The organism is Microcoleus sp. CAWBG640, assembly GCF_020883015.1.
GTDB lineage: Bacteria > Cyanobacteriota > Cyanobacteriia > Cyanobacteriales > Microcoleaceae > Microcoleus > Microcoleus anatoxicus.
The window spans coordinates 1-19434 of the sequence record NZ_JAHRFC010000083.1 but is presented as its reverse complement, the minus strand read 5'-3'; the positions used below and the strand labels follow the sequence as shown (position 1 = coordinate 19434).

Below are 19434 nucleotides of genomic sequence, written 5' to 3'. Positions count from 1 at the left end.
GGCAACCGGGCCATGACTCGCTACGAATTTGCTGCGGGATTAAACGCCTGCTTAGACCAAATCACCAAACAAATTGGTACATCAACCGCGAATTTAGTCAAGAAAGAAGATTTACTTGCCGTCCAAAAATTGCAAGAAGACTTTGCCGCCGAATTAGCGACATTAAGGGGACGAGTTGATGCTTTAGAAGCACGTACTTCCGAACTAGAAGCCAACCAATTTTCGACTACAACTAAACTCAGTGGATTTGCCTGGTTCAACGTGACGGGAGCTTGGGCAAATGATAAAATTAGAGTAGAAACTACCGACACAAAAGCTGCTTTACCGATTCGTCCAGCCGGACGAGACCCTGTAACAAATAGACCAATTGTGCAGAAAGTAGACAACCCAGAAGTTACCTTCAGTCAGTTAGTTTGGTTGACTTTGAATACTTCTTTTACTGGCAAAGACCAGTTGATAACGCAATTAGCAGTAGGTAATGGCAATTCCCCAGCCAATCAATTTACTTCTGCGGGTTTGTTCAATACATTTGGAACTCCGTTTCTGGATCAAACAGCAGGAAGCAATCCTAATGAAGTAATCCTGCGAGAACTTTCCTATCGGTTTCCAGTTACTAACAAATTACAATTAGTAATCGGCCCAAGAATTAATTTTTATCGTTACTTTGACAACAATAAATTTAACTTTTTTGTCGATGGTGCAAGTAGCTTTAATTCTAACAACAGCACCTTGTTAACTGCTACTAAACGCGGTGCTGGTGCTTTGGCGTTGTGGGAACTGAGTCGCCAATTTAAACTGGGTTTCGGTTATTTGGGGGAGAGTATGGAATTTTTACCTTCTTCCGTATTTAACTCAGCTTCTAATCCATCTCAAGGCTTGTTTAATGCGACGAATACGAGTACAGTTGAGTTAACCTTTAGTCCGAGCGATCGGGCAAATTTGCGCTTTCTCTACTCTCGTTCCAACATTCGACAAATAGGCGGACTAATTGGTGCCCCGGTTGGTAAACCGATTAATGGTTTGGCCGATGACGGTTTCGGCGGGAAAGTTGGCGATGCTACTGCGAATACTTTTAGTTTCAATTTCGATTGGTCTGTCAGTCGCCGTTTCGGTCTGTTCGGTCGCTATGGCTACGGCGAAACCAATATATTTCCCCGAACTAATCGACCTGATGGCACGATTAAAACTCAATCTTATCAGTTAGGAGTAGCGTTTCCCGATTTAATCAAAAAAGGGGCTTTGTTTACGATGTCATTTTTAGTACCCTTCGACGTTACCGGCGGTCGCAGATTTCTGATTTCTGGGGGCGGCAATGGGGGTACTCAGTATGAAATTGAAGCAAATTATTATTTACCACTTACGGACAATATTTCGATAGTGCCTGCACTTTATGTGATTGGTAATGCCAATAATTTTGACAACAATCCGACTATTTTTGTAGGCAATTTGCGGACGCAGTTTAGTTTTTAAGATCGACAATGATAGAGGGAAAGCCCTATTGAAAAACGGGGTTTTTATATCAAATCCGTTGACATCGGAATTATTATTTCTCTCTTCTCTTTCTCTGTGTCCTCTGTGTCCTCTGTGGTTTAATAATTCCGATAAAACCGGAATTAATATTACCCAATTTTTTGATAAATAAAACCCCCCTTGCTTAAACAAGGGGGGCTAGACGCATAAAGTACGTCGGATTCTCCTTACATCGAAGAACCTAAACCGGCATAAGCACCGTAGAAGAAAAGAGCCAAAATGCTTAGAGCACCGAGGCCAGCTACAGTAGCTACTAGCCACAAAGGAATTCTGCCACCACTAGACATAGCCATAACCTCACTATTTCACAACTAATTGAGACTTCCCGGCTTTTGGGGGCAGGGATTATCAAGAAACTACCCCATGGTAATTCTTAAAGGCATTGTCAAACTGCCTTTAATCGACATCAAATTGAAACACCAGTTAGTTAAAGAAATAACTGGAAAACAAAATACCTAAAACAAAAATCAGCAACAAACCCAAATAAAGAGAAGTCCGGTTTAATTCAACAGGCTGCTCATTGGGATTAGGAACGCGCTCAGGCATTGTAAACTCCTATCTATCGTTGAATAAATTGCATTGCTGCGATCGCGCCCAAAAAGAAAAGAGTTGGGACACCTAAAGTATGAACTGCCAACCACCGCACCGTAAAAATCGGATAGGAAATCGGCTCATTGTTTGGGGTTCTGCCAGTCATTTTTTCTAACTCCTTGTTAAATTACTTGGCAATGAACTGATCTACTTGTTTTTTAGCTTCAAAGCGATCCGAAATAATCGGCACTTCTTCCCGTTGCGGGGTGAAATACTGGTTAGGGCGAGGAGTGCCAAAAGCATCATAGGCCAAACCAGTCTGCACAAACAGCCATCCAGCAATAAACAAAGCTGGAATGGTGATGCTGTGAATTACCCAATAACGGATACTTGTAATAATGTCACCAAAGGGACGTTCTCCAGTTGTACCGGCCATCTCAAATTCTCCTTTCAACAAATCGACAGACAATCTCTATCACTATTCTACTATCAAGCAGCTTGCGTGGAACCTTGATATTTAAGTAGAGTACCGTTCGCGCCGATCACAAATCCGCGTTCTGGGCCCATAAAGACAATCCTGTAAAAATTAGCAGGAACATCTTCTACTTCGCGGTCTTTTTGCCAAGTTTTCCCGCCATCCAAACTGCACAGCAAATTGCCGCCGCCGCCGGCTACCCAAACTTCATTATCAGTCCGGTAAGCCATATCTAGTAAACCCCAACTCGCTTTGCGATCGGGAAAAAACGGTTTTCCCCAACCTTCAGGATTAGACGGGTCACTAAACTGAATTTGACCACCACGGGCGAGCATCCACAAACGCCCATCCTTGGTAAAGCCCATATTTTGCAAGCGACGAGAACTATTGCGGTTGTGAGGTTCCCAAGTATTCTGTCCTGGTTTCCACACGGAATAGAAATTGCCCTTGGAGGAAACCGCAACATACTGTCCGTCTTCAGAACGGTTGATATTGCGAACGACTCCAAAGGAATCCTGAACGACAGCTTTCCAATTTTTGCCACCGTCAGTCGTCCGGTAAATCGCCCCCACATCCGTCGTCATTTCTGCCGAGTTGGGGCCCTGGGCAACGATCGTACTGGGAGAACCCGGTAACTGAGAACTCAAAGCAATCCGAGTCCAAGATTTGCCCTCATCATCTGTGTGGAGCAAAACTGAAGGCTGACCGACTATCCAGCCTTCGGAACCGGAAAAACTCACCGAGGAAAAACGCGACCTGGTATCGTCGATATCCAGGGCGATCGGTTTCCAATTAGAACCGCCGTCAACAGTTTCAAACAGAGTCGCCTCAGAACCCACAACCCAGCCGTGCTGACCATTGCCCGTAAAGGCAATATCCTGCAAATTAGCGGATGTCGGCAAGGAAATTACCTGCCAAGGGTTGTAACTCACAGAACCAATGGTGCTGCAACTGGCACAGATGAGTGCCGCACTCAATAAAATTACAATTCGTTGCCAAAATCTCACAATCGTCTTACTGCAAACCATACATACTAAGTAAAAACAAGAAACCAACGACCAAGCCGCCAAAAATCAGTAAACTTTTCTGACCTTCGGTCATGCCGTTGACGCCGACACCGTAGCGCTGATTTGCCTTAAATCCCGATACTCCTTCCATCTGACCCAGATTTTGAAAGACCGACTTGCGGCCCGCGCAAACGGGACACACCCAAGTAGCGGGCAAATCTTCAAAAGCTGTGCCAGGGGCGATGTCATTTTTAGGATTCCCTTTTTTCGGATCGTAGACGTAGCCGCAGGCGCGACACTCGTGCCGATCGAGGTTTTTAGTCTCAGTGGCTTGATCGCTCATAGATCGAAAAGAATAGGCTAGCTAATCTTAAAATATACATTAAAAATTATTGCAGAACATGGGCGATAAATCTCAACTAACTCGTAATTTTAGCTACCCAGAATCTATATAATGTAAAGACAAGTTACAGAACCCTTTCACAGAGGCAGTAATAATTCACCGTGTTTGCACTTAGCGGCTACGAGTATTTCTTAGGCTTCCTGTTAATTTCCAGCCTAGTCCCTATCCTCGCCCTCACGGCGGCGAAGGTACTGCGGCCCAAAAGTCGTCCCTACGACCGACGGACCACCTACGAATCTGGGGTCGAGCCGATCGGCGGAGCCTGGATTCAGTTCAACATCCGATATTATATGTTCGCCCTGGTCTTCGTCATCTTTGATGTAGAGACCGTCTTCCTCTATCCTTGGGCGGTTGCTTTCAACCAGCTAGGACTGTTGGCTTTTATCGAAGCCTTGTTTTTTATCACGATCCTCGTTATTGCTCTTGTCTATGCATGGCGCAAAGGAGCCTTGGAATGGTCTTAAGTTCTGACAAATCACAAAAATCCCTAATTGTCAACCCCGCGAGTCGGCCGGAAGTCACCTCGGAATTATCAGAGAATGTCATCCTAACTACGGTTGATGACCTCTATAATTGGGCGAGACTTTCGAGTCTGTGGCCGCTACTTTACGGTACTGCTTGCTGCTTCATCGAATTTGCAGCTTTGATTGGTTCGCGCTTTGACTTCGATCGCTTTGGCCTAGTACCGCGATCGAGCCCACGACAAGCCGACTTGCTAATCACCGCCGGCACGATCACCATGAAGTACGCCCCCATCTTGGTGCGGCTGTACGAACAAATGCCCGAACCCAAATACGTCATCGCCATGGGCGCGTGCACGATCACCGGCGGAATGTTCAGCGTAGACTCCCCCACAGCAGTCAGAGGCGTTGACAAACTGATTCCCGTAGATGTGTACATACCAGGCTGCCCCCCCCGTCCAGAAGCGATTATTGACGCGATTATCAAACTGCGGAAAAAAATCGCCAACGATTCTATGCAAGAACGCGGCAACTTGCAGCCTACCCACCGCTACTACACCAGACCCCACAAAATGAAGGTAGTAGACGACATTTTGGACGGCAAATATTTGTCAATTCCCGGCCGCATGGCGCCGCCGAAGGAATTGACTGAAGCGATGGGAATGCCCGTACCACCAGCTTTGCTGAGTGCACAAAAACAGGAGGTAGAACGTGGCTGAGACAGAAACCTCAATTGTTGAAGCCGGGAAGGTTTCTCAGTGGCTGACTCAGAATGGCTTTGAACACGAAGCTTTAGCGGCCGATAATTTGGGTGTGGAAATATTAAAGGTCGATCGCGACTTCTTAATTCCCATGTCAACAGCACTGTATGCCTACGGGTTCAATTATATGCAGTGCCAGTGCGCCTACGACCAAGGCCCTGGACAAGATTTAGTCAGCGTCTACCACTTGGCTAAACTGACAGATAATGCTTCGCATCCCGAAGAAGTCCGCGTCAAAGTATTTATTCCCCGCGAAGATCCGAGAGTGCCCTCAGTCTACTGGATTTGGAAAGCAGTGGACTTTCAAGAACGGGAATCCTACGATATGTACGGCATCGTCTACGAAGGACATCCGAATCTGAAACGGATTTTGATGAACGAAGATTGGGTAGGCTGGCCGTTGCGGAAAGATTACATTTCCCCTGATTTTTACGAATTGCAAGACGCTTATTAATGTTTTGAGTTTTTAACTCAAAATAACTGGTTCCTAGGCTCTGCCTGGGAACCGATGTCTAGAGGCTCTGCCTCGCTGGGAAAAATGGGAAAATTGGAGGCAGAGCCTCTGGATCTGCGTTCCCAGGCAGAGCCTGGGAACGAGTAAAAAGTTGAGTTTTATGTAAAATCCGCCCTCGATTTTTTTTATTAACTGGTTCCTATTTTCTATGCTCATTCCAAATGCAGAGAATGCAGTTGTTGATATTCGTAAACTTCGTGACTACTGCCTAAATCCAGAACACGACGATGGCAAACACAAAGCGCGGCTTTTTTCATCAATTCTGGGGATGATGCCTGACAATGCTGAGGAATTGCGCCAAATTTTGCTTGAAGTAATTCAAACTCATGAAGCTCAGTTAGGGAGGCGGGATGGGTTCGGACAACGCTACACCCTAGATTTCACAATTGAATGGCAAAATAGAAGTGCAACCCTTCGGAGTGGCTGGATTATTGAGCATGATTCGGAGATTCCGAGATTAACAACCTGCTATCCGCTGTAGTATCTGGAGGTAATAAAAGTGGTAAATAATACAATTAAATTACTAGATGTCGTTGCATTGACAGTTGATATTCCTGAATACAACCTGTGGCGCGGACAAGTTGGGACAGTGGTTGAACTGTTGGCTGATGGTGCAGCGTTTGAGGTTGAATTTAGCGATCGCAACGGACGCACTTTTGAATCTGTCGGGCTGCATCCAGAGCAAATCATGGTGTTGTATTTTGAGCCAGCATCACCCGATCGCAAACCCGAAATGGTTGCAGTATAAGTAGGAGAAGAACTTGCGGGCTTTATAAAAAATTGCAGTTCAGGTTGATAAGTGAAATAGCTAATAAACCTGCGCTCTTTAATGATACTGTTTACTTTATCAGCATGACAGATAAATAATCTGGTGGTCAATCAAAATGACAACTTTGACCGTAGAAATCCTTTGTTCTGAGGCAGCAATATTCTCAGCCGCTGAGTCTCAACACCCAGAACCTTTGCTTTACGGCATCACAGACGGAAAGGCTGTTGGGACATATTTGGAGCAAAAGTTCAGACTCTATCTCAAAGAGCAATATGAATTTATAGATGGCAATTCAGCAAGTGGCATCGACTTCCCAGGGATATTGGTTGACGTGAAGGTAACAAGCGTTAGGCAACCGCAGTCGTCATGTCCTTTCAAATCTGCAAGGCAAAAGATTTTTGGGCTGGGATATTCACTGATTATCTTTGTTTACGAAAAGACAGACAACAGTACGATCCGAACTGCAACGCTGAATATTTTGCATACAATTTACGTAAGTGCCGAAAGAACAGGAGATTTTCAAATGACCCGTGGAATACGGAATATTTTAGACAACGAAGGCAATAAAGATGATTTGCTGGCTTTCATGTTTGACAAAAATCTACCAGTTGATGAAATAGAAGTAGGTAACATTGCAGACGAAATACTGAGAAATCCACCATTGCAAGGTTTTTTGACCATTTCTAATGCGTTGCAGTGGCGACTTCAGTATGGCAGAGTCATTGAGCGCGCTGGACAACAGGAAGGCGTTATCGCAGTTTATAAATCTAACCGATGAATTCCCACGATCGCAAAACAAGACTAGAATACGGCGATTTTCAGACACCGCCGGCATTAGCTGAGATGGTATGTCGAAAATTAGTAGAACTTAATGTCAATCCTAGCACCATAATTGAGCCGACGTGCGGTGTCGGTAATTTTATTCAAGCTGCTGCACATTCTTTTCCATCCGCAGCCAAAATTATCGGGGTTGAAATAAATCAAAATTACTTAACACAAATTAGACTAAATAACCAATTATTTCAGGATGATAAATGTGATATTTTCCACGGAGATTTCTTTCAATTTGATTGGAAATCGTTAGTTAATCAATACACAGATAGACTGCTGGTACTAGGCAATTTTCCTTGGGTAACAAACTCGCAACAAGGAACTATTCGCAGCGACAATTTACCTCAAAAAAACAACTTTCAAAATCACAAAGGCTTAGATGCTCTCACAGGTAAGAGTAATTTTGATATCTCAGAATGGATGTTGATTCAGGTAGTGCAATGGCTGCAAAAGCGCGATGCTGATCTGGCGATGCTTTGCAAGACTTCTACTGCTAGAAAGTTATTGAATTACCTTCACTCTCAAAAACTCAATCTCGCTGACTGTGCAACTTACAAAATAGATGCCAAAAAATATTTTGATGCAAATGTTGATGCTTGTTTATTATTCTGCAAGTTTGACACTGATTCGCGCGACTACTTTTGTGATGTATTTAGCAGTTTAGAAAGTTCAGAATGTCACCGAATCGGATATCACAATAATCTCCTGGTTAAGAATATCGATGCTTTTAGTAAATTGAGCGATTTATATGCTGTGAATTCAGGGACAAAATGGCGATCGGGTGTAAAGCATGACTGTTCTAGTGTAATGGAATTTAGGAAAATTGACAATTATTTTGTAAATACATTGGGAGAAGTTGCTGATATTGAGGAAACTTATCTTTTTCCGCTCATTAAAGGATCTGGTGTTGCTCAAAATCGAATTAATGCTACCGATCGCTATATGCTAATTACTCAAAAATTCATCGGGGAATCAACCGAAAATATCAAAAATATAGCTCCTAAAACCTGGCGTTATCTGGAGTCTCGCGGGCAATATTTCGATAATCGAAAAAGTAAAATTTATCAAAACAGCCCTCGATTTGCCATTTTTGGAGTGGGCGATTATACCTTCAAACCTTGGAAAATTGCGATCGGCGGGCTGTATAAAAAAATGGAGTTCAGGTTAATCGGCGAAATCGCTAATAAACCTGTGATTTTTGATGATACTGTTTACTTTCTCAGCTTTGATGAGGAGAAAGTTGCACGTCAAACTTTTGAGCTTTTGAATTCATCGGCTGCAATTAAGTTTTATTCTGCGATCGTATTTTGGGATGAAAAGCGTCCGATAAAATCCAGTGTTTTAAATTGTTTGAATCTAGCACTGCTGGCAGATTCGGAATTTGTAACCGCAGATGCACGCTGATTTACGCAACAGATTTTTACACGACCAGAAAGTCAGCCTGCATCACAAATTTCGAGATAAACTGAGGGCTACTTACTCGGTTTGAACTTTTTGACAAACGCTACTTTCTAGGATATGATCAAAGTATGCTCATCACCTTGCCACATTTTGAATGTCTGCTGATGCCCAAAAAGATTAGAGAACTCAAAAGCCTGTTGCTAAAAGCTGGGTTTACTTATCGTTCGGCAAAAGGCAGTCATACAAGATGGCTTCATCCTTTACTACCTAATGAACCAATTACCATTGCTGGAAATGATGGCGATGATGCAAAACTGTATTTAGAGAGAGAAGTTAATCGAAAAATTGGAATATTGAAAGCAATTGAAGAAGAGGAATCTGAATCATGAAATTACCTTATATAATTGTTATTCAGTGGTCGGATGAAGATAACTGCTACCTAGTTCACTTACCTGATTTTCCATCTCAGCAGTTCCACACTTACGGAGATACCTACGAACAAGCTTTGCAGAATGCAGTGGAGGTATTAGAGCTTTTAGTTGAAGAATATCAGGCAGATGGTAAATCTCTGCCACAACCTAAAACTTTAGCAGAAAACTTGCTGTTTGCTTGAACGTAGATTTGAAGTCATTGAGCATGATTCGGAGATTCCCAGATTAACTCCGAAACTCTCAGACGCCCTTCTATGGGTTCATACTCGTCCTCTAAAAGCCAATACTGTGCCTCATCATAACTTTGACTGGAAAATATAATTTTATAACGCTCAGCCGGATCGTAAATCCGACAATTACCCTCAGCATCACTTAGCAACAAAAGCAAATAAGGAGGTGAAAGATTTGGATCGATCCATACCTCTGTAAACTCCCAGTTATTCTTCACTAGGTCGGGTTCGAGGTGTAACGTGGTATCGGTTTTCAACATTAACTTTTATCTCCCCATAATAAAGTAAATGTGCCTGCTGTCAAGGGTGATTGGGAGATTAATTCCACTCATTAATTAATTGCTAAGGATACAAGTATCATTAAATCACGCGATCGCCCTTAGCTATGATAATTCACGCAATATTTGGTCGATCGCCAAATCGGACAAACCAAGCACCAAAGCGATTTGGCATGGTTCGATACCTTGACTGTGCAATTTGCAAACGACTTCAACCACATCTATTTCCAGCCGTTCGATCTGAGTTTTGAATCTGGATTCAGTGAGGTGATTATTGTCAGATTCGCTAGGTAAAGAAGGACAAGGGTTGAAGTTGAGTGTCTGAACGTATTCGACGGATTGAATATATTGATCTCTGCCGAAGTTTGAGTTATTACTAATATTTCTGCGATCGCAAGCAGCTTTCAGATTGCCTTTTTGCATTTCTTCATCCATCACTGCGGAGAGAGTTTTGAGCAGCTTGTAGCCGACTTCTCGGACATATTTTGTAGTGTAGCGGGTGTCGCGGGCGATCGTTTCGTAGGTTTTGCCATCATACATTCCCTGAAAAAGTAGCCGTTGCAGCGTGTTGAGATGTTTCCCAGTTTTCTCGAAGATGAGGCCATCAACTAATTTTAGCAGTTCGTTTTCGTCAGGGACGGCTTGCAACGGGCGATCGTCGTTGGGCTGCATGGGTTAAGTTAAGAAATATAAAGTTAAGGAAACTTCGGGCTTTTTCAGTCTTTTTAGGGCTTTTTTGGTCAAGACATAGATGAGACAGGTGAGGTAGATTTCTTAAATCACCAACACAGAGTAACAGTATATGCCTGACAATTTAGCTTTGCTGGACAAGAATGACATACTGAACGGTAGCAGCGCCCAGGATCAAGCGGATTGCGGCTGTCCCTTCAAAAAAGCCCCGACGGTCGAAACAGTATCAAATCCTCAGAATATCCAGAATATCTTGAGCTTGGGAAGCAACGATAGGCTAGAAAGTTCGATCGCGCCAGACTTTTTGAATGGTAACACAGGAAACGACTTGATTTCCGGTAGTGCTGATGGGGATATTGGGCGATCGACTTCTCAAGTACGCATTGGCTCACTTTCGAGGGATGGTAGTGCTTATATTTTAACTGAGGGAAGCGACAGATTCACCATCGCGATCGGCTTGCTTGATACTCTCATAGGCGGTTTGCAAGGTTTAGGTGGTGCAGATTCGATTACAGGCTCGGAATCCGGGGATATCATCAGTGGCGACGGAGGGGATGACAGAATTGAGGGCCTCGGTGGTGCTGATTTGCTCAAGGGTGGCGCGGGAAACGATTTTCTGAACGGAAATCAAGGGAACGATAATCTTTCCGGCGGCGAAGGGAACGACACAATTTATGGGGGAAAGGGTGATGACTTAATAGACGGTGGCAATGGTGATGATGTCCTGTACGGTGACTTTGGGATAGATACTTTGACTGGCAGTACGGGTCAAGATATTTTTGTTTTGCCCAGTGGTAGTGCTGCGATCACGACCTCTGCTGCCGATATAATCACCGACTTCAATAAAGGCGATGATTTTATTGGATTAACTGACGGTTTAACAGAAGCAGGAGTGACTTTAGAAGCTGCTTCTATCGTACCAGGAACTTCAGATACGGTAATTAAAAATAGCGCTACTGGTGCGATCTTGGGTCGAGTTGCAGGAGTCTCACCAACAGACGTGCGAGGACGCTTAGTAAAAGCAAACATTGTAACTTATGACATCCCAAAAGCCAGACAGATATCAGCCGATACTTATGAAATGACTCTTGCAGGCAGTGATGGAAGTCAGCTTATTTCTACAATCAAAAAAACAAACACTCAAGTTTATCAGGAATCTGTCAGATACACACCATCGAATCAGGGCAACAGTAGCCTTCAACCCTTCACAGTTCGCTACAATCCAGAAGGAACGCGAGCGGAACTCCAACAAGCCGGTTCCTCCAACTCAGTCATCATGCAACGAATTGACAATAACTCAGGCAGCATAATAGAAAAAAGTGCAACAGGCGAAACAGAAGTTGGGAGAATTGGAGACTTGGGAACTGACTTTGCCAGAAATTTAGCATTAGAGATTAGTTGCATTTTTGGCAAAGGTTTTTGTGACGCATTTGAAAAAACAGCAGATATGGTAAGTAAATGGAAAGATGGTGCTGCAAAGGTTGGATCTGTGTTGGAAAAATTTCGATTACCAGTAAATGGGAGTAGCAGTGCCATTGAGGAATTTGAAGTAATCAGTCAAACTTCTGGTGTTATTTGTACAGCTTTGTTTGGCGATGACAAAGCCCTCAAAGAAGCAGTAACAGGAGCGGCAGAAGATAAAATTCCTCTTCCTAAGCCACTGACAAAATTCCTTAAGATTGGCGATTCAGTTCAAAACTTATTTAGTGGAATCAATAAATATTTCTTTGATGGTAAAGGCGAACTATCATCTAATCTTCGCAAAGAATTAGGAATCAATGCTTGCGATCCGCAATCTCCGACAGTTCCGCCACCGCCAAGTACAAATCCAAGTCCCCCAGCACCATCCACTGCCTCATTAAAAATAAAGATAGAACCATCTGCTATCCCTTATCTGGGGACTGCTAACCTGAATGTCAAATACTCGAATCCGGCCAACGACAGCAGAATTGTAGAGATCACGGGTAGTGGTCAAAAAGGTCTTGGATCTACCAGTTTTCTAATTCCAGAAGATAAAAAGGGTCAAGGAGAGTTAAATTTCACTTTGACAAATCGTGGCAGAGAGCTAGGAGGACCGGGTAGTGAAAGCTTGGATAATTTCTTAGACGCTAGCATTGGGAATGGACGGGGAGGATTACTATTTGCTAATGATTACAAACAACTATCATTCGATCTTCTTGGAGCTCCTAATCCCCTAGATTTCTTGGAGAACGTCTATACGCTTACTTCGGTAGAGGGTTTGACGCGGCGATAACTGCAATAATGGGGCGGGCACGGGGGCACCGCCCCTACGGTCATTCGGCATTTCCAGTGTGATATGGAGTTGGTTTAAGGGCGATATTGAATAAAAATTGTACGGGCGGGTTCACCGATCGCTCTTGCCACCCACCGATAATCTTGATAAACCCGCCCTTCCCAACCGATAAGTGCGATCGCGCTTAAAGAAACAAACTAATACCAACCAGGAAAAAATCGTCGAGTTTTCGGGCTTCATCTATATTGTCGCAGTTTATTCTGTTGGCGGATGCCAGCCAGCACTAACCCACTGACGCCTAACGGTGACAGCAATATTATTATTTAGTTGTAGTGCTGTGACTGTCCCGCGACCGCAGTCTGTAACTCCTCTAATTTCTGTGCCTTCTTCACTCCAAGCAAAATGTTCTGACCATTGCTGAGTGCGCGGGTTAAACAACGTAACTCGCATTTGCGTGACTGGATCTAATGCGTCTGTTTGGATTCCTTTGTAATTATTGCACAGACTACAGGCCAGCCAAAGATTTTCTTCATTGTCAGTGCCACCAAATGCTTTGGGAATAATATGGTCAATTTCCAATATTCCCAGGACATACATTTGTAAACTACGGCAATAACCGCATCGGTTTTGAGCTTGTGCGCGAATTATGGCTTTGACTTGTTCGGAAACAGCCATTATAATTATCCTTGTAATTGTTCTAGCAAGCCGCGTCGCACAGATTCATTCAAGGCTTGAGCTTGTCGCAGTAATCGAGCTTCATAAATATGAATTAATACCTGCAATTCTTCACGTTCAAATTGAGTAATTGTACCGCATTGTTGATGTTCTAATAATTCACTCAATCGTTGTTCTTGGACTGGTTGCAGCCGGAGTTGAGTTAAAGCGATTACTTCCGAATCAGACAATGCTGATACTGGTTTAGCGGTTGGCAATAGAAAATTTTCTAGAGTTTCTACTAAAATTTCACTGACGCTGCGGTGGCATTGCTGCGCTAGTAATTCTGCTTGATGATAGACTTCATCGGACAAGTTTAGGGTGATTTTGGCAGTCATAGGTGGGATGCTATGAAATGAATATCTATCTATACTATGCCATATTTTACTTGCTGGCAGTCTTTGTATCTGAGTTAGGTAATATTCCAGTTGATTGATGTTTTTATTTTTTAACCGCTGATGTAGGCGCTTCGCCTTCTTATTCGGTTTTTAATATCGCATCGGTGCGTCGCCATCTACAATCTGCAAGTTTTATTTAATATCTCACAGCGACGCACCCTACAGATTAGAGACTTGGGTAAGTCCTAACTTCATTCCAACCGGATTAATTTGACTAAAAGACTCATGATTTCTCCATGTTGCGGTGTAATAATGATGCGATCGTCGGGAATGGCGATCGGATGAGTCCAACGAGCAACCTCTGCATACCGTAATGCGTGTAGTTGGTGGATAGTGCGGCGGACTCCCAGGGGTGAACCGATGATGATGTGACGGACTGCTTCGCGTGAGCCCTCAAAGGTTTGGTTGATTTGGTTGGTTAAAACATTGGGCGATGTTTGGTTCGATGATGAATCTTGCAACATAGCTTTGACGAATAATTTTGGATAGGTTTGATGCTTTGTCACGGTAAAACCGCGTACAATAACAGATTGAAGAAAAGACAGCAATTCCCCTACAGCACAAGTGGCTTAGCTGGTGCTGTCTAAATCTCTATTGTTTAAATCTAAATTAATTTAGGGCTGGTGTCAATTATTTTAGATAAAACATAAATAAATTAATATAAGTTAACAAATAGCCTATGGAAATCTCAGAAAGAGCCGATCGATCGCCCCTAATGCGACTGAGAGTTCAGCGGTTTATGACTCAAAAGCAGCTAGCAGAAGCACTTGGAGTTACGGAAGCGACAGTCAGTAACTGGGAAGCGGGGCGATCTGTACCGAAGCTAACGCCTGTTCAATACAAGAAGTTGCTGGAGATTCTGCAAATTACCTCTGCTGAATTACCAGACCAATTTGGTTATCCCAATGATGCTGATGGATAGAATCGAGATTGACAGAGAGTTGCTGATTCGTATCAGCTTTTTCGCTCGATCGCCAGTTAGGCACGCAGCACCGACTTCGCTTTTTGCAAATAGTCCCGCCGATCTTCGAGGCCGTTGTAACCCCCATTCACGCGCAAGGTGACTCCTTCGAGGTCATCTCGATCGGCATAGTCGTTGAGGTGTCGGGTATCCCAGTACCAGCCTGCGACCCAAATCGCAAACGGAATCTGTGCGACGAGTTGGGGTTGAGCTATAAAATCCTTATCCATAGCCTTAGAAAACTCGGCGTAGTTCGATCGCCCAGTCAGTTGCATTAACCCCCGTCCCTTAAAGCGTGCGCCGTCGCCCGGTTGAGTGTTGCCCAAATCGTCCCGTCCCTCGTAGTCTTGACCAGAAGCATATTCTTCCATTGCATTGAAACAGTCTGATTCATGAGCAACCTGAGCAATGAAATGGCAGATGCGCAGGGGAGTATTAATCTGATAGTAATTAAGAACCTCGTTGAGGCTGGGGGCCAGTTGTCGCAGGCGATCGCTCGGTGCCTTCGATCCGGCAATCTGAATCAGTTGCTCGCCCGTCATATATTGGGCGCTGGCCGTGGGACTCGCAGCCGTAGCCGTACCAGAGGCGAAGAGAGTTTGAGCTGTTTGGACTGGTGCTGTTTGAGCTGGTGCAGTTTGAGCTGGTGCGTTTTGGGCGGATGTACCCGGTGGGTTATTGCCGTAAAACAGCCGTCCCCAGCCGGTTTTCGGACCATCTGCCGTCCAGCGACAGGTCAATTCCCGGCGAGAATAGGTCAATCCGCCGCCCTCTTCAGAAGCGTAGCCGTCCAACAAATTGCCGAAGGGATCGTTGATAATGTAATCGCCGCCTGCCGTGCGACCGATCGCCACAATCATATGTCCGCCAGAAGGTGCTTCCGGTGGCCCGTGATGCAGAATACCAATGACAGCAGGCAGTCCACTGGCTAGCGATTTATCCAGATCGTCAAAATCGAGATTGGTATTCCAGGTTGATTGAATTTTCAGTTCTGCCAGCGCCTGAGTTTGGGCGCTATGGTCGGTGGTATCGCCATACTTAATCACGTACTGGAAGTAATTGTCATCCCCAGAAATGTTTGCCCCCAGGAACTTAGCCACCATCGCACAACTGGAGGTATTGCAAGTTCGGTAGGGTTGCTCCATATTGTCTCGTTGGGAGAAAAAGGGAACGGGAAGTTGAATTGCGCCGTTGCTTGCCGCCGGGGCAGAGGGAGCCGGAGGAGCGCTCATCATCGGACTTGGGGCGGGGGTCGTTGCACCCATCATCGGTGCGGGAGCGGCAGAGGTCGCCATCATCGGGCTGGGAGCGGGGGCCGTTGCACCCATCATCGGTGCTGGCGCAGCAGAGGGCATCATGAAATTGGCGGGACTAGACCCGTTATTGCCAACGATCGCGACATCGGGTGCGCTGACAAACCAGACGTTGCGGTTTTCAGGGCCGAGTCCGCGATCGATCGCCACTTGCAGGTGATTGTTGTCAGCTTGAGCATAGGACATCAAGCCAAAGCTGTTGCCGCCACCGACCCAAATCTTATAGTTATCGGGCAACAATGATGAATGTTGGGGACTGAGCTTGAATTCGGTATTCTGGCGAACTTGGAGAATGCCCGCAGCCCCAGCAGCAGGAAGGGCGGGAGCCGGAGTCCCCCAAAGCTGTTGCTGTTGCTGTTGCTGTTGGGGGGGGCGGACGGGTTGGGGTCGATCGAACAGGGTTTTATCGGTGGCGACAGTGTTGGCTGTCTTAATAATTTGCTTGATTTGCTCGTTTTCTTTGGCTTGCTGTTGCTGCAACGTCGCGATGTAGTTTTGTACGTCGTTCTTGATGATGCTTTCGACCCGGGTGGCAAAGTTCGCGTAGCCGTCGATATGTTCGACCAGGTTGTCGTAGGAACCACTCAATTGCACGTACTGCCAGCCTTCAGCCTTGAGGTCTTCTGCCATTTTGCGATAATCTCGCCAGCGATCGCCATAGCGATGAAACTCATCTAGCGCCGCACTGACGGCAATCACCTGACTTAAGAAAAAGGGGACGTAAGGAAACCAATCGCGGAAGAAGGCATTATCTTTAGACAGTTGCATATTAATCCCCACCAGAGCAGGCAGCACCACCCCGCTAATAATCGTCGTCAGACGCAATCGGTAGTGCATCCGGCGGCACTGATCCGCTTTTTTATCCGCCCACACTACCTGATCGATCCAGCGCTGTTTGAGCGACTGTTTGTAGAGGTTGGGGAGTTTCAACTGTTCGACTAAGCTTCCCAACTCTTCGCGCAGGTATTGTTCGTAGGTCTTTTTCTTAGCCATCGGGATGTTCTGTTAGAGAGTAGAGGGTTGGGGTACATCTGAGGTTAGGCAAAATCCGCATAGGCGACCCATCTTTTAGGTCGATCGAGATGCTCATCAGAAAATCATAGCTAGAGACAGACACTGAAGAGCTTAATTTTTGGAGGAGGCATTCAGTCCCGGATTTCCGACACTCAACCCAGTCAGCATGATTAATTTTCAACTTTTAACTTTCAACTTTCAACTTTTCAAGCGGTAAATGGTACTCTGTCCACCGTAGTAGCCGTCAAAATCCGTATCGCTTTCCCACAAAAAGCAAGCTCTAGAGGATGAGTTGGAGAGGACTCGACTGCAACAATCGGTCAGTCCAATCCCAATGTGTGCTTCCCCATTCGCAACCACCAAATCGCCCGCTTTCGACGATTCTCTCGACACCAGTTGTCCTCGCCCTTGTTTGAGCGCGTCCAGGACTGCGGGAACGTAATTGGGATTGCTGCCAAGTTGGCTGAGACCTGCATCCTGCATGACTTTGTTGACCGTCCAGGCGCAGGCGTTGTTGCCGCCATCAGGGCCGTCGGCCGTAGACATTCCCCGCAGTTTGAGGGTGGAGGCGAGGATGCGAGCATTCAGGTCGGCGATCGCGGTTTGCTGCACCGGCTCGCTGGCAGAGGGGGCTGCTGCCAATGCGGCAGGAGGCTGGGCAAAAGCCATTGGTGTCGGTGCGGGTGGAGGCGCAAACACGGCGGGAGGCTGGGCAACAGTCGGCTGAGGCATTGGGGCACTCGGTGCGGGTGGGGGTGCAAAGGCGGCGGGAGGTTGGGCGAACGCGGTTTGCAGCATCGGGGTATTCTGAGGGGGGACTGGTGCGATCGCGTACCCTGTAGCGTTTCCTGGAGCGTTGAACGCAGCAGGTTGCGCTGGGATTCCCATTGCTCCAAAGCCATTGTTAGGGGGGTTGGCAGCCCCGTAAGGCGGCAGTTGAGGCCCAGGAGTGCGCTGTGCAAACAAGGTTTTATCGGTGGAAACCTTCTCGGCGGTTGTCAGGATTTGCTTGATTTGTTCTTGCTCCTTAGCCTGTTTTTGTTGCAACGTCGCGATATAGCTTTGTACGTCATTCTTAATCAGACTTTCGATCCGACCTGCAAACAGGGTATAGACATCTTGGTGGGTTGTAGATTCCTTATTCTCAGTCGGCGGTTTGAGGGCTTTCCAGTCTTCGACATTGACTTCGGACATCCGACTGCGCGACAGGGGAGGCGGACTATCGTCTTCTTCGTGGGTTTTGTAGCGATAGGGGCCGCTCAATTGCAGGTATTCCCAGCCTTCTGCTTTGAGCTCTTCGGCTAGTTTTCGGTACTCGCGCCAGCGATCGCCAAAGCGCAAAAATTCTTCCGTTGCCGCACTGACTGCGATAACTTGGCTCAAGACAAACGGGACGTAAGGAAACCAAATGCGAAAGTATTCATTATCTTTGCCCAGTTGAAAGTTAATTCCAACTAGGGCAGGCAACACTACCCCACCCACGATCGTCGTCAGGCGCAAGCGATAGTGCCAGCGTCGGCATTGTTCAGCTTTTTTATCCGCCCAAACCACTTGATCGAGCCAGCGACTTTTGAGCGACTGTTTGCAAAGATCGGGTAGCTCCAGTTGCTCGACCATATCGGTCATTTCTTGGCGCAGGTAGTCGTAATACGAGGTCTTTTTCGCCATGTGGACTTCTGTTTGCACTATATTGTTTAGATCCGCATCGTGGCTGCGAAATCCGAGTTGTTCACCCCCTTTATTTCACGAGGCAGCAGTTCGATAGCGCAAGCGCTTTGTTAGTTCGACTGATGACCAACGACTGGAATCCTATGAACTATCCCTCTTCTGTCACTCTCGCAAAACTGGCGTTGCTGAATACAGGTATGAATTCAAGTCCACCACCAATTCAGAACAGCCAATTTATTCGTCTACTAGAGAGTTGCTGACGACAATATTGATGTTTTATGGCTTCTTGAGTAAGTTTTATTAGACAAATATATTGTACCATAGGTAGATGACAAAGCAATCATTAAGCCGTTAGTCATTTAAATTTATTGCTTCAACCCCTTACAGTATGGGGCGTGGTCTACAAATAGTGCAGTTTGAATGTCGAACAGCTTATTTATAATTCAGTGCTTAGTCAATCAGTTGGAAAAGTAAACACTGTATGGGTTCACGGGGTGACAACCCCGTCAAATTCCGGATCTTCCCAAAAATCGGTGTACCAGATGGCGCACTGGCAGTTTAGCGCCAGTTTAGATGTTGTTCGAGTCCCATCCAATCCGATCGCGTGACTTACCAAAATCCCAGACATTTCTGGAGAAATCCAGAAATAGCTAAGTAAGTCCAGGCTTTCGTTATTAGCTAGACAGACGGGAATCCCCACACTATACCGCCTCGGTTAGTGTGGGATGAAAGGCGTGTGAGGTGAGGATTCCATCTGTTCACAATCTCAAAGCATAGCTTTGAGGAGTGGGCGGATGGAT

26 protein-coding genes are annotated in these 19434 nt (G+C 45.6%); 12 read left to right on the top strand and 14 right to left on the bottom strand.

Annotated features, from left to right (window positions below; genetic code table 11):
• Positions 1-1470 (top strand): iron uptake porin (locus AAFP11_RS25295; protein ID WP_341739503.1); only part of this gene is annotated, 1470 nt, incomplete at its 5' end.
• 227 nt (positions 1471-1697) lie between these two features.
• On the opposite strand, the gene AAFP11_RS25290 is transcribed toward AAFP11_RS25295, so the two are convergent.
• From AAFP11_RS25290 to AAFP11_RS25265, 6 genes are all read right to left on the bottom strand, one after another.
• Positions 1698-1817 carry a photosystem II reaction center protein J gene (locus tag AAFP11_RS25290; RefSeq protein ID WP_340521366.1) on the bottom strand — a complete coding sequence of 40 codons (120 nt, stop codon included), beginning with the start codon at positions 1815-1817 and terminating at the stop codon, positions 1698-1700.
• A gap of 136 nt (positions 1818-1953) precedes the next feature.
• Complete coding sequence (locus AAFP11_RS25285) at positions 1954-2076, bottom strand: photosystem II reaction center protein L (protein WP_015176850.1); 123 nt, start codon at positions 2074-2076, stop codon at positions 1954-1956.
• A gap of 13 nt (positions 2077-2089) precedes the next feature.
• The gene (psbF, locus tag AAFP11_RS25280) at positions 2090-2227 is read right to left on the bottom strand and encodes a cytochrome b559 subunit beta (protein ID WP_340521364.1); all 138 of its coding nucleotides are present in this window, start codon (positions 2225-2227) and stop codon (positions 2090-2092) included.
• 21 nt (positions 2228-2248) lie between these two features.
• Complete coding sequence (gene psbE, locus AAFP11_RS25275; protein WP_006635503.1) at positions 2249-2497, bottom strand: cytochrome b559 subunit alpha; 249 nt, start codon at positions 2495-2497, stop codon at positions 2249-2251.
• A gap of 53 nt (positions 2498-2550) precedes the next feature.
• Entirely contained in the window at positions 2551-3564 is a 1014-nt protein-coding gene (locus AAFP11_RS25270; protein ID WP_341739502.1) for a photosynthesis system II assembly factor Ycf48, read from the bottom strand.
• Positions 3551-3886, bottom strand: a complete 336-nt coding sequence (locus AAFP11_RS25265) for a rubredoxin (RefSeq protein ID WP_340521360.1) — start codon at positions 3884-3886, stop codon at positions 3551-3553. The genes AAFP11_RS25270 and AAFP11_RS25265 overlap by 14 nt, the downstream gene beginning before the upstream one ends.
• A gap of 161 nt (positions 3887-4047) precedes the next feature.
• On the opposite strand from AAFP11_RS25265, the gene ndhC reads away from it, so the two are divergent.
• The 9 genes from ndhC (at position 4048) to AAFP11_RS25220 (ending at position 9296) form a co-directional block, all read left to right on the top strand.
• Positions 4048-4410, top strand: a complete 363-nt coding sequence (gene ndhC / locus AAFP11_RS25260) for a photosynthetic/respiratory NAD(P)H-quinone oxidoreductase subunit C (protein WP_096831245.1) — start codon at positions 4048-4050, stop codon at positions 4408-4410.
• On the top strand, positions 4401-5126 hold the full coding sequence (gene ndhK / locus AAFP11_RS25255; protein WP_341739501.1) for a photosynthetic/respiratory NAD(P)H-quinone oxidoreductase subunit K: 726 nt from the start codon (positions 4401-4403) through the stop codon (positions 5124-5126). The genes ndhC and ndhK overlap by 10 nt, the downstream gene beginning before the upstream one ends.
• Positions 5119-5622 (top strand): NAD(P)H-quinone oxidoreductase subunit J, encoded by a 504-nt coding sequence (locus tag AAFP11_RS25250; RefSeq protein ID WP_340521356.1) that lies wholly within the window; start codon positions 5119-5121, stop codon positions 5620-5622. The genes ndhK and AAFP11_RS25250 overlap by 8 nt, the downstream gene beginning before the upstream one ends.
• Before the next feature lie 208 nt (positions 5623-5830).
• Positions 5831-6163, top strand: a complete 333-nt coding sequence (locus AAFP11_RS25245) for a DUF6883 domain-containing protein (protein ID WP_340551469.1) — start codon at positions 5831-5833, stop codon at positions 6161-6163.
• Positions 6164-6181: 18 nt separating this feature from the next.
• A complete protein-coding gene (locus AAFP11_RS25240) occupies positions 6182-6430 on the top strand; it encodes a DUF4926 domain-containing protein (protein WP_340551470.1) in 249 nt (82 codons plus the stop codon).
• Positions 6431-6566: 136 nt separating this feature from the next.
• Entirely contained in the window at positions 6567-7229 is a 663-nt protein-coding gene (locus AAFP11_RS25235; protein ID WP_341739500.1) for a restriction endonuclease, read from the top strand.
• Entirely contained in the window at positions 7226-8686 is a 1461-nt protein-coding gene (locus tag AAFP11_RS25230; RefSeq protein ID WP_341739499.1) for a class I SAM-dependent methyltransferase, read from the top strand. Before AAFP11_RS25235 ends, AAFP11_RS25230 begins: the two co-directional genes overlap by 4 nt.
• Before the next feature lie 161 nt (positions 8687-8847).
• A complete protein-coding gene (locus tag AAFP11_RS25225) occupies positions 8848-9072 on the top strand; it encodes a type II toxin-antitoxin system HicA family toxin (RefSeq protein ID WP_341739504.1) in 225 nt (74 codons plus the stop codon).
• Positions 9069-9296 carry a type II toxin-antitoxin system HicB family antitoxin gene (locus AAFP11_RS25220; protein WP_341739498.1) on the top strand — a complete coding sequence of 76 codons (228 nt, stop codon included), beginning with the start codon at positions 9069-9071 and terminating at the stop codon, positions 9294-9296. The genes AAFP11_RS25225 and AAFP11_RS25220 overlap by 4 nt, the downstream gene beginning before the upstream one ends.
• Positions 9297-9310: 14 nt before the next feature.
• Here AAFP11_RS25220 and AAFP11_RS25215 read toward each other — a convergent pair whose 3' ends face one another.
• Both AAFP11_RS25215 and AAFP11_RS25210 read right to left on the bottom strand, forming a co-directional pair.
• A complete protein-coding gene (locus AAFP11_RS25215; protein ID WP_341739497.1) occupies positions 9311-9604 on the bottom strand; it encodes a hypothetical protein in 294 nt (97 codons plus the stop codon).
• A 123-nt stretch (positions 9605-9727) separates the two neighbouring features.
• Positions 9728-10294 carry a hypothetical protein gene (locus AAFP11_RS25210; RefSeq protein ID WP_341739496.1) on the bottom strand — a complete coding sequence of 189 codons (567 nt, stop codon included), beginning with the start codon at positions 10292-10294 and terminating at the stop codon, positions 9728-9730.
• A 130-nt stretch (positions 10295-10424) separates the two neighbouring features.
• On the opposite strand from AAFP11_RS25210, the gene AAFP11_RS25205 reads away from it, so the two are divergent.
• Positions 10425-12566, top strand: a complete 2142-nt coding sequence (locus AAFP11_RS25205) for a calcium-binding protein (RefSeq protein ID WP_341739495.1) — start codon at positions 10425-10427, stop codon at positions 12564-12566.
• Positions 12567-12677: 111 nt separating this feature from the next.
• On the opposite strand, the gene AAFP11_RS25200 is transcribed toward AAFP11_RS25205, so the two are convergent.
• From AAFP11_RS25200 to AAFP11_RS25185, 4 genes are all read right to left on the bottom strand, one after another.
• Positions 12678-12806 carry a hypothetical protein gene (locus AAFP11_RS25200; RefSeq protein WP_341739494.1) on the bottom strand — a complete coding sequence of 43 codons (129 nt, stop codon included), beginning with the start codon at positions 12804-12806 and terminating at the stop codon, positions 12678-12680.
• A 15-nt stretch (positions 12807-12821) separates the two neighbouring features.
• On the bottom strand, positions 12822-13241 hold the full coding sequence (locus tag AAFP11_RS25195; RefSeq protein WP_341739493.1) for an HNH endonuclease signature motif containing protein: 420 nt from the start codon (positions 13239-13241) through the stop codon (positions 12822-12824).
• Positions 13242-13246: 5 nt separating this feature from the next.
• Complete coding sequence (locus AAFP11_RS25190; protein ID WP_341739492.1) at positions 13247-13618, bottom strand: hypothetical protein; 372 nt, start codon at positions 13616-13618, stop codon at positions 13247-13249.
• Positions 13619-13869: 251 nt separating this feature from the next.
• Entirely contained in the window at positions 13870-14184 is a 315-nt protein-coding gene (locus AAFP11_RS25185; protein ID WP_341739491.1) for a hypothetical protein, read from the bottom strand.
• A gap of 173 nt (positions 14185-14357) precedes the next feature.
• Here AAFP11_RS25185 and AAFP11_RS25180 point away from each other — a divergent pair, with 173 nt between their 5' ends.
• Complete coding sequence (locus AAFP11_RS25180) at positions 14358-14600, top strand: helix-turn-helix transcriptional regulator (protein WP_341739490.1); 243 nt, start codon at positions 14358-14360, stop codon at positions 14598-14600.
• Between the two features lie 56 nt (positions 14601-14656).
• Here AAFP11_RS25180 and AAFP11_RS25175 read toward each other — a convergent pair whose 3' ends face one another.
• Entirely contained in the window at positions 14657-16945 is a 2289-nt protein-coding gene (locus tag AAFP11_RS25175) for a DUF4231 domain-containing protein (protein ID WP_341739489.1), read from the bottom strand.
• A gap of 219 nt (positions 16946-17164) precedes the next feature.
• The gene (locus AAFP11_RS25170) at positions 17165-18634 is read right to left on the bottom strand and encodes a DUF4231 domain-containing protein (protein WP_341739488.1); all 1470 of its coding nucleotides are present in this window, start codon (positions 18632-18634) and stop codon (positions 17165-17167) included.
• Between the last annotated feature and the right edge of the window lie 800 nt (positions 18635-19434).

Bases quoted from the DNA above. Each gene is read 5' to 3' on its own strand.
- AAFP11_RS25215 (WP_341739497.1), bottom strand. From the start codon at position 9,604: ATGTTGAAAACCGATACCACGTTACACCTCGAACCCGACCTAGTGAAG.
- AAFP11_RS25195 (WP_341739493.1), bottom strand. From the start codon at position 13,241: ATGGCTGTTTCCGAACAAGTCAAAGCCATAATTCGCGCACAAGCTCAA.
- AAFP11_RS25285 (WP_015176850.1), bottom strand. From the start codon at position 2,076: ATGCCTGAGCGCGTTCCTAATCCCAATGAGCAGCCTGTTGAATTAAAC.
- AAFP11_RS25235 (WP_341739500.1), top strand. From the start codon at position 6,567: ATGACAACTTTGACCGTAGAAATCCTTTGTTCTGAGGCAGCAATATTC.
- AAFP11_RS25220 (WP_341739498.1), top strand. From the start codon at position 9,069: ATGAAATTACCTTATATAATTGTTATTCAGTGGTCGGATGAAGATAAC.
- AAFP11_RS25190 (WP_341739492.1), bottom strand. From the start codon at position 13,618: ATGACTGCCAAAATCACCCTAAACTTGTCCGATGAAGTCTATCATCAA.
- AAFP11_RS25175 (WP_341739489.1), bottom strand. From the start codon at position 16,945: ATGGCTAAGAAAAAGACCTACGAACAATACCTGCGCGAAGAGTTGGGA.
- AAFP11_RS25170 (WP_341739488.1), bottom strand. From the start codon at position 18,634: ATGGCGAAAAAGACCTCGTATTACGACTACCTGCGCCAAGAAATGACC.
- AAFP11_RS25225 (WP_341739504.1), top strand. From the start codon at position 8,848: ATGCCCAAAAAGATTAGAGAACTCAAAAGCCTGTTGCTAAAAGCTGGG.
- AAFP11_RS25270 (WP_341739502.1), bottom strand. From the start codon at position 3,564: ATGGTTTGCAGTAAGACGATTGTGAGATTTTGGCAACGAATTGTAATT.
- AAFP11_RS25205 (WP_341739495.1), top strand. From the start codon at position 10,425: ATGCCTGACAATTTAGCTTTGCTGGACAAGAATGACATACTGAACGGT.
- AAFP11_RS25200 (WP_341739494.1), bottom strand. From the start codon at position 12,806: ATGAAGCCCGAAAACTCGACGATTTTTTCCTGGTTGGTATTAGTTTGT.
- AAFP11_RS25180 (WP_341739490.1), top strand. From the start codon at position 14,358: ATGGAAATCTCAGAAAGAGCCGATCGATCGCCCCTAATGCGACTGAGA.
- AAFP11_RS25210 (WP_341739496.1), bottom strand. From the start codon at position 10,294: ATGCAGCCCAACGACGATCGCCCGTTGCAAGCCGTCCCTGACGAAAAC.
- AAFP11_RS25230 (WP_341739499.1), top strand. From the start codon at position 7,226: ATGAATTCCCACGATCGCAAAACAAGACTAGAATACGGCGATTTTCAG.
- psbF (WP_340521364.1), bottom strand. From the start codon at position 2,227: ATGACTGGCAGAACCCCAAACAATGAGCCGATTTCCTATCCGATTTTT.
- psbE (WP_006635503.1), bottom strand. From the start codon at position 2,497: ATGGCCGGTACAACTGGAGAACGTCCCTTTGGTGACATTATTACAAGT.
- AAFP11_RS25245 (WP_340551469.1), top strand. From the start codon at position 5,831: ATGCTCATTCCAAATGCAGAGAATGCAGTTGTTGATATTCGTAAACTT.
- AAFP11_RS25265 (WP_340521360.1), bottom strand. From the start codon at position 3,886: ATGAGCGATCAAGCCACTGAGACTAAAAACCTCGATCGGCACGAGTGT.
- AAFP11_RS25290 (WP_340521366.1), bottom strand. From the start codon at position 1,817: ATGTCTAGTGGTGGCAGAATTCCTTTGTGGCTAGTAGCTACTGTAGCT.
- ndhK (WP_341739501.1), top strand. From the start codon at position 4,401: ATGGTCTTAAGTTCTGACAAATCACAAAAATCCCTAATTGTCAACCCC.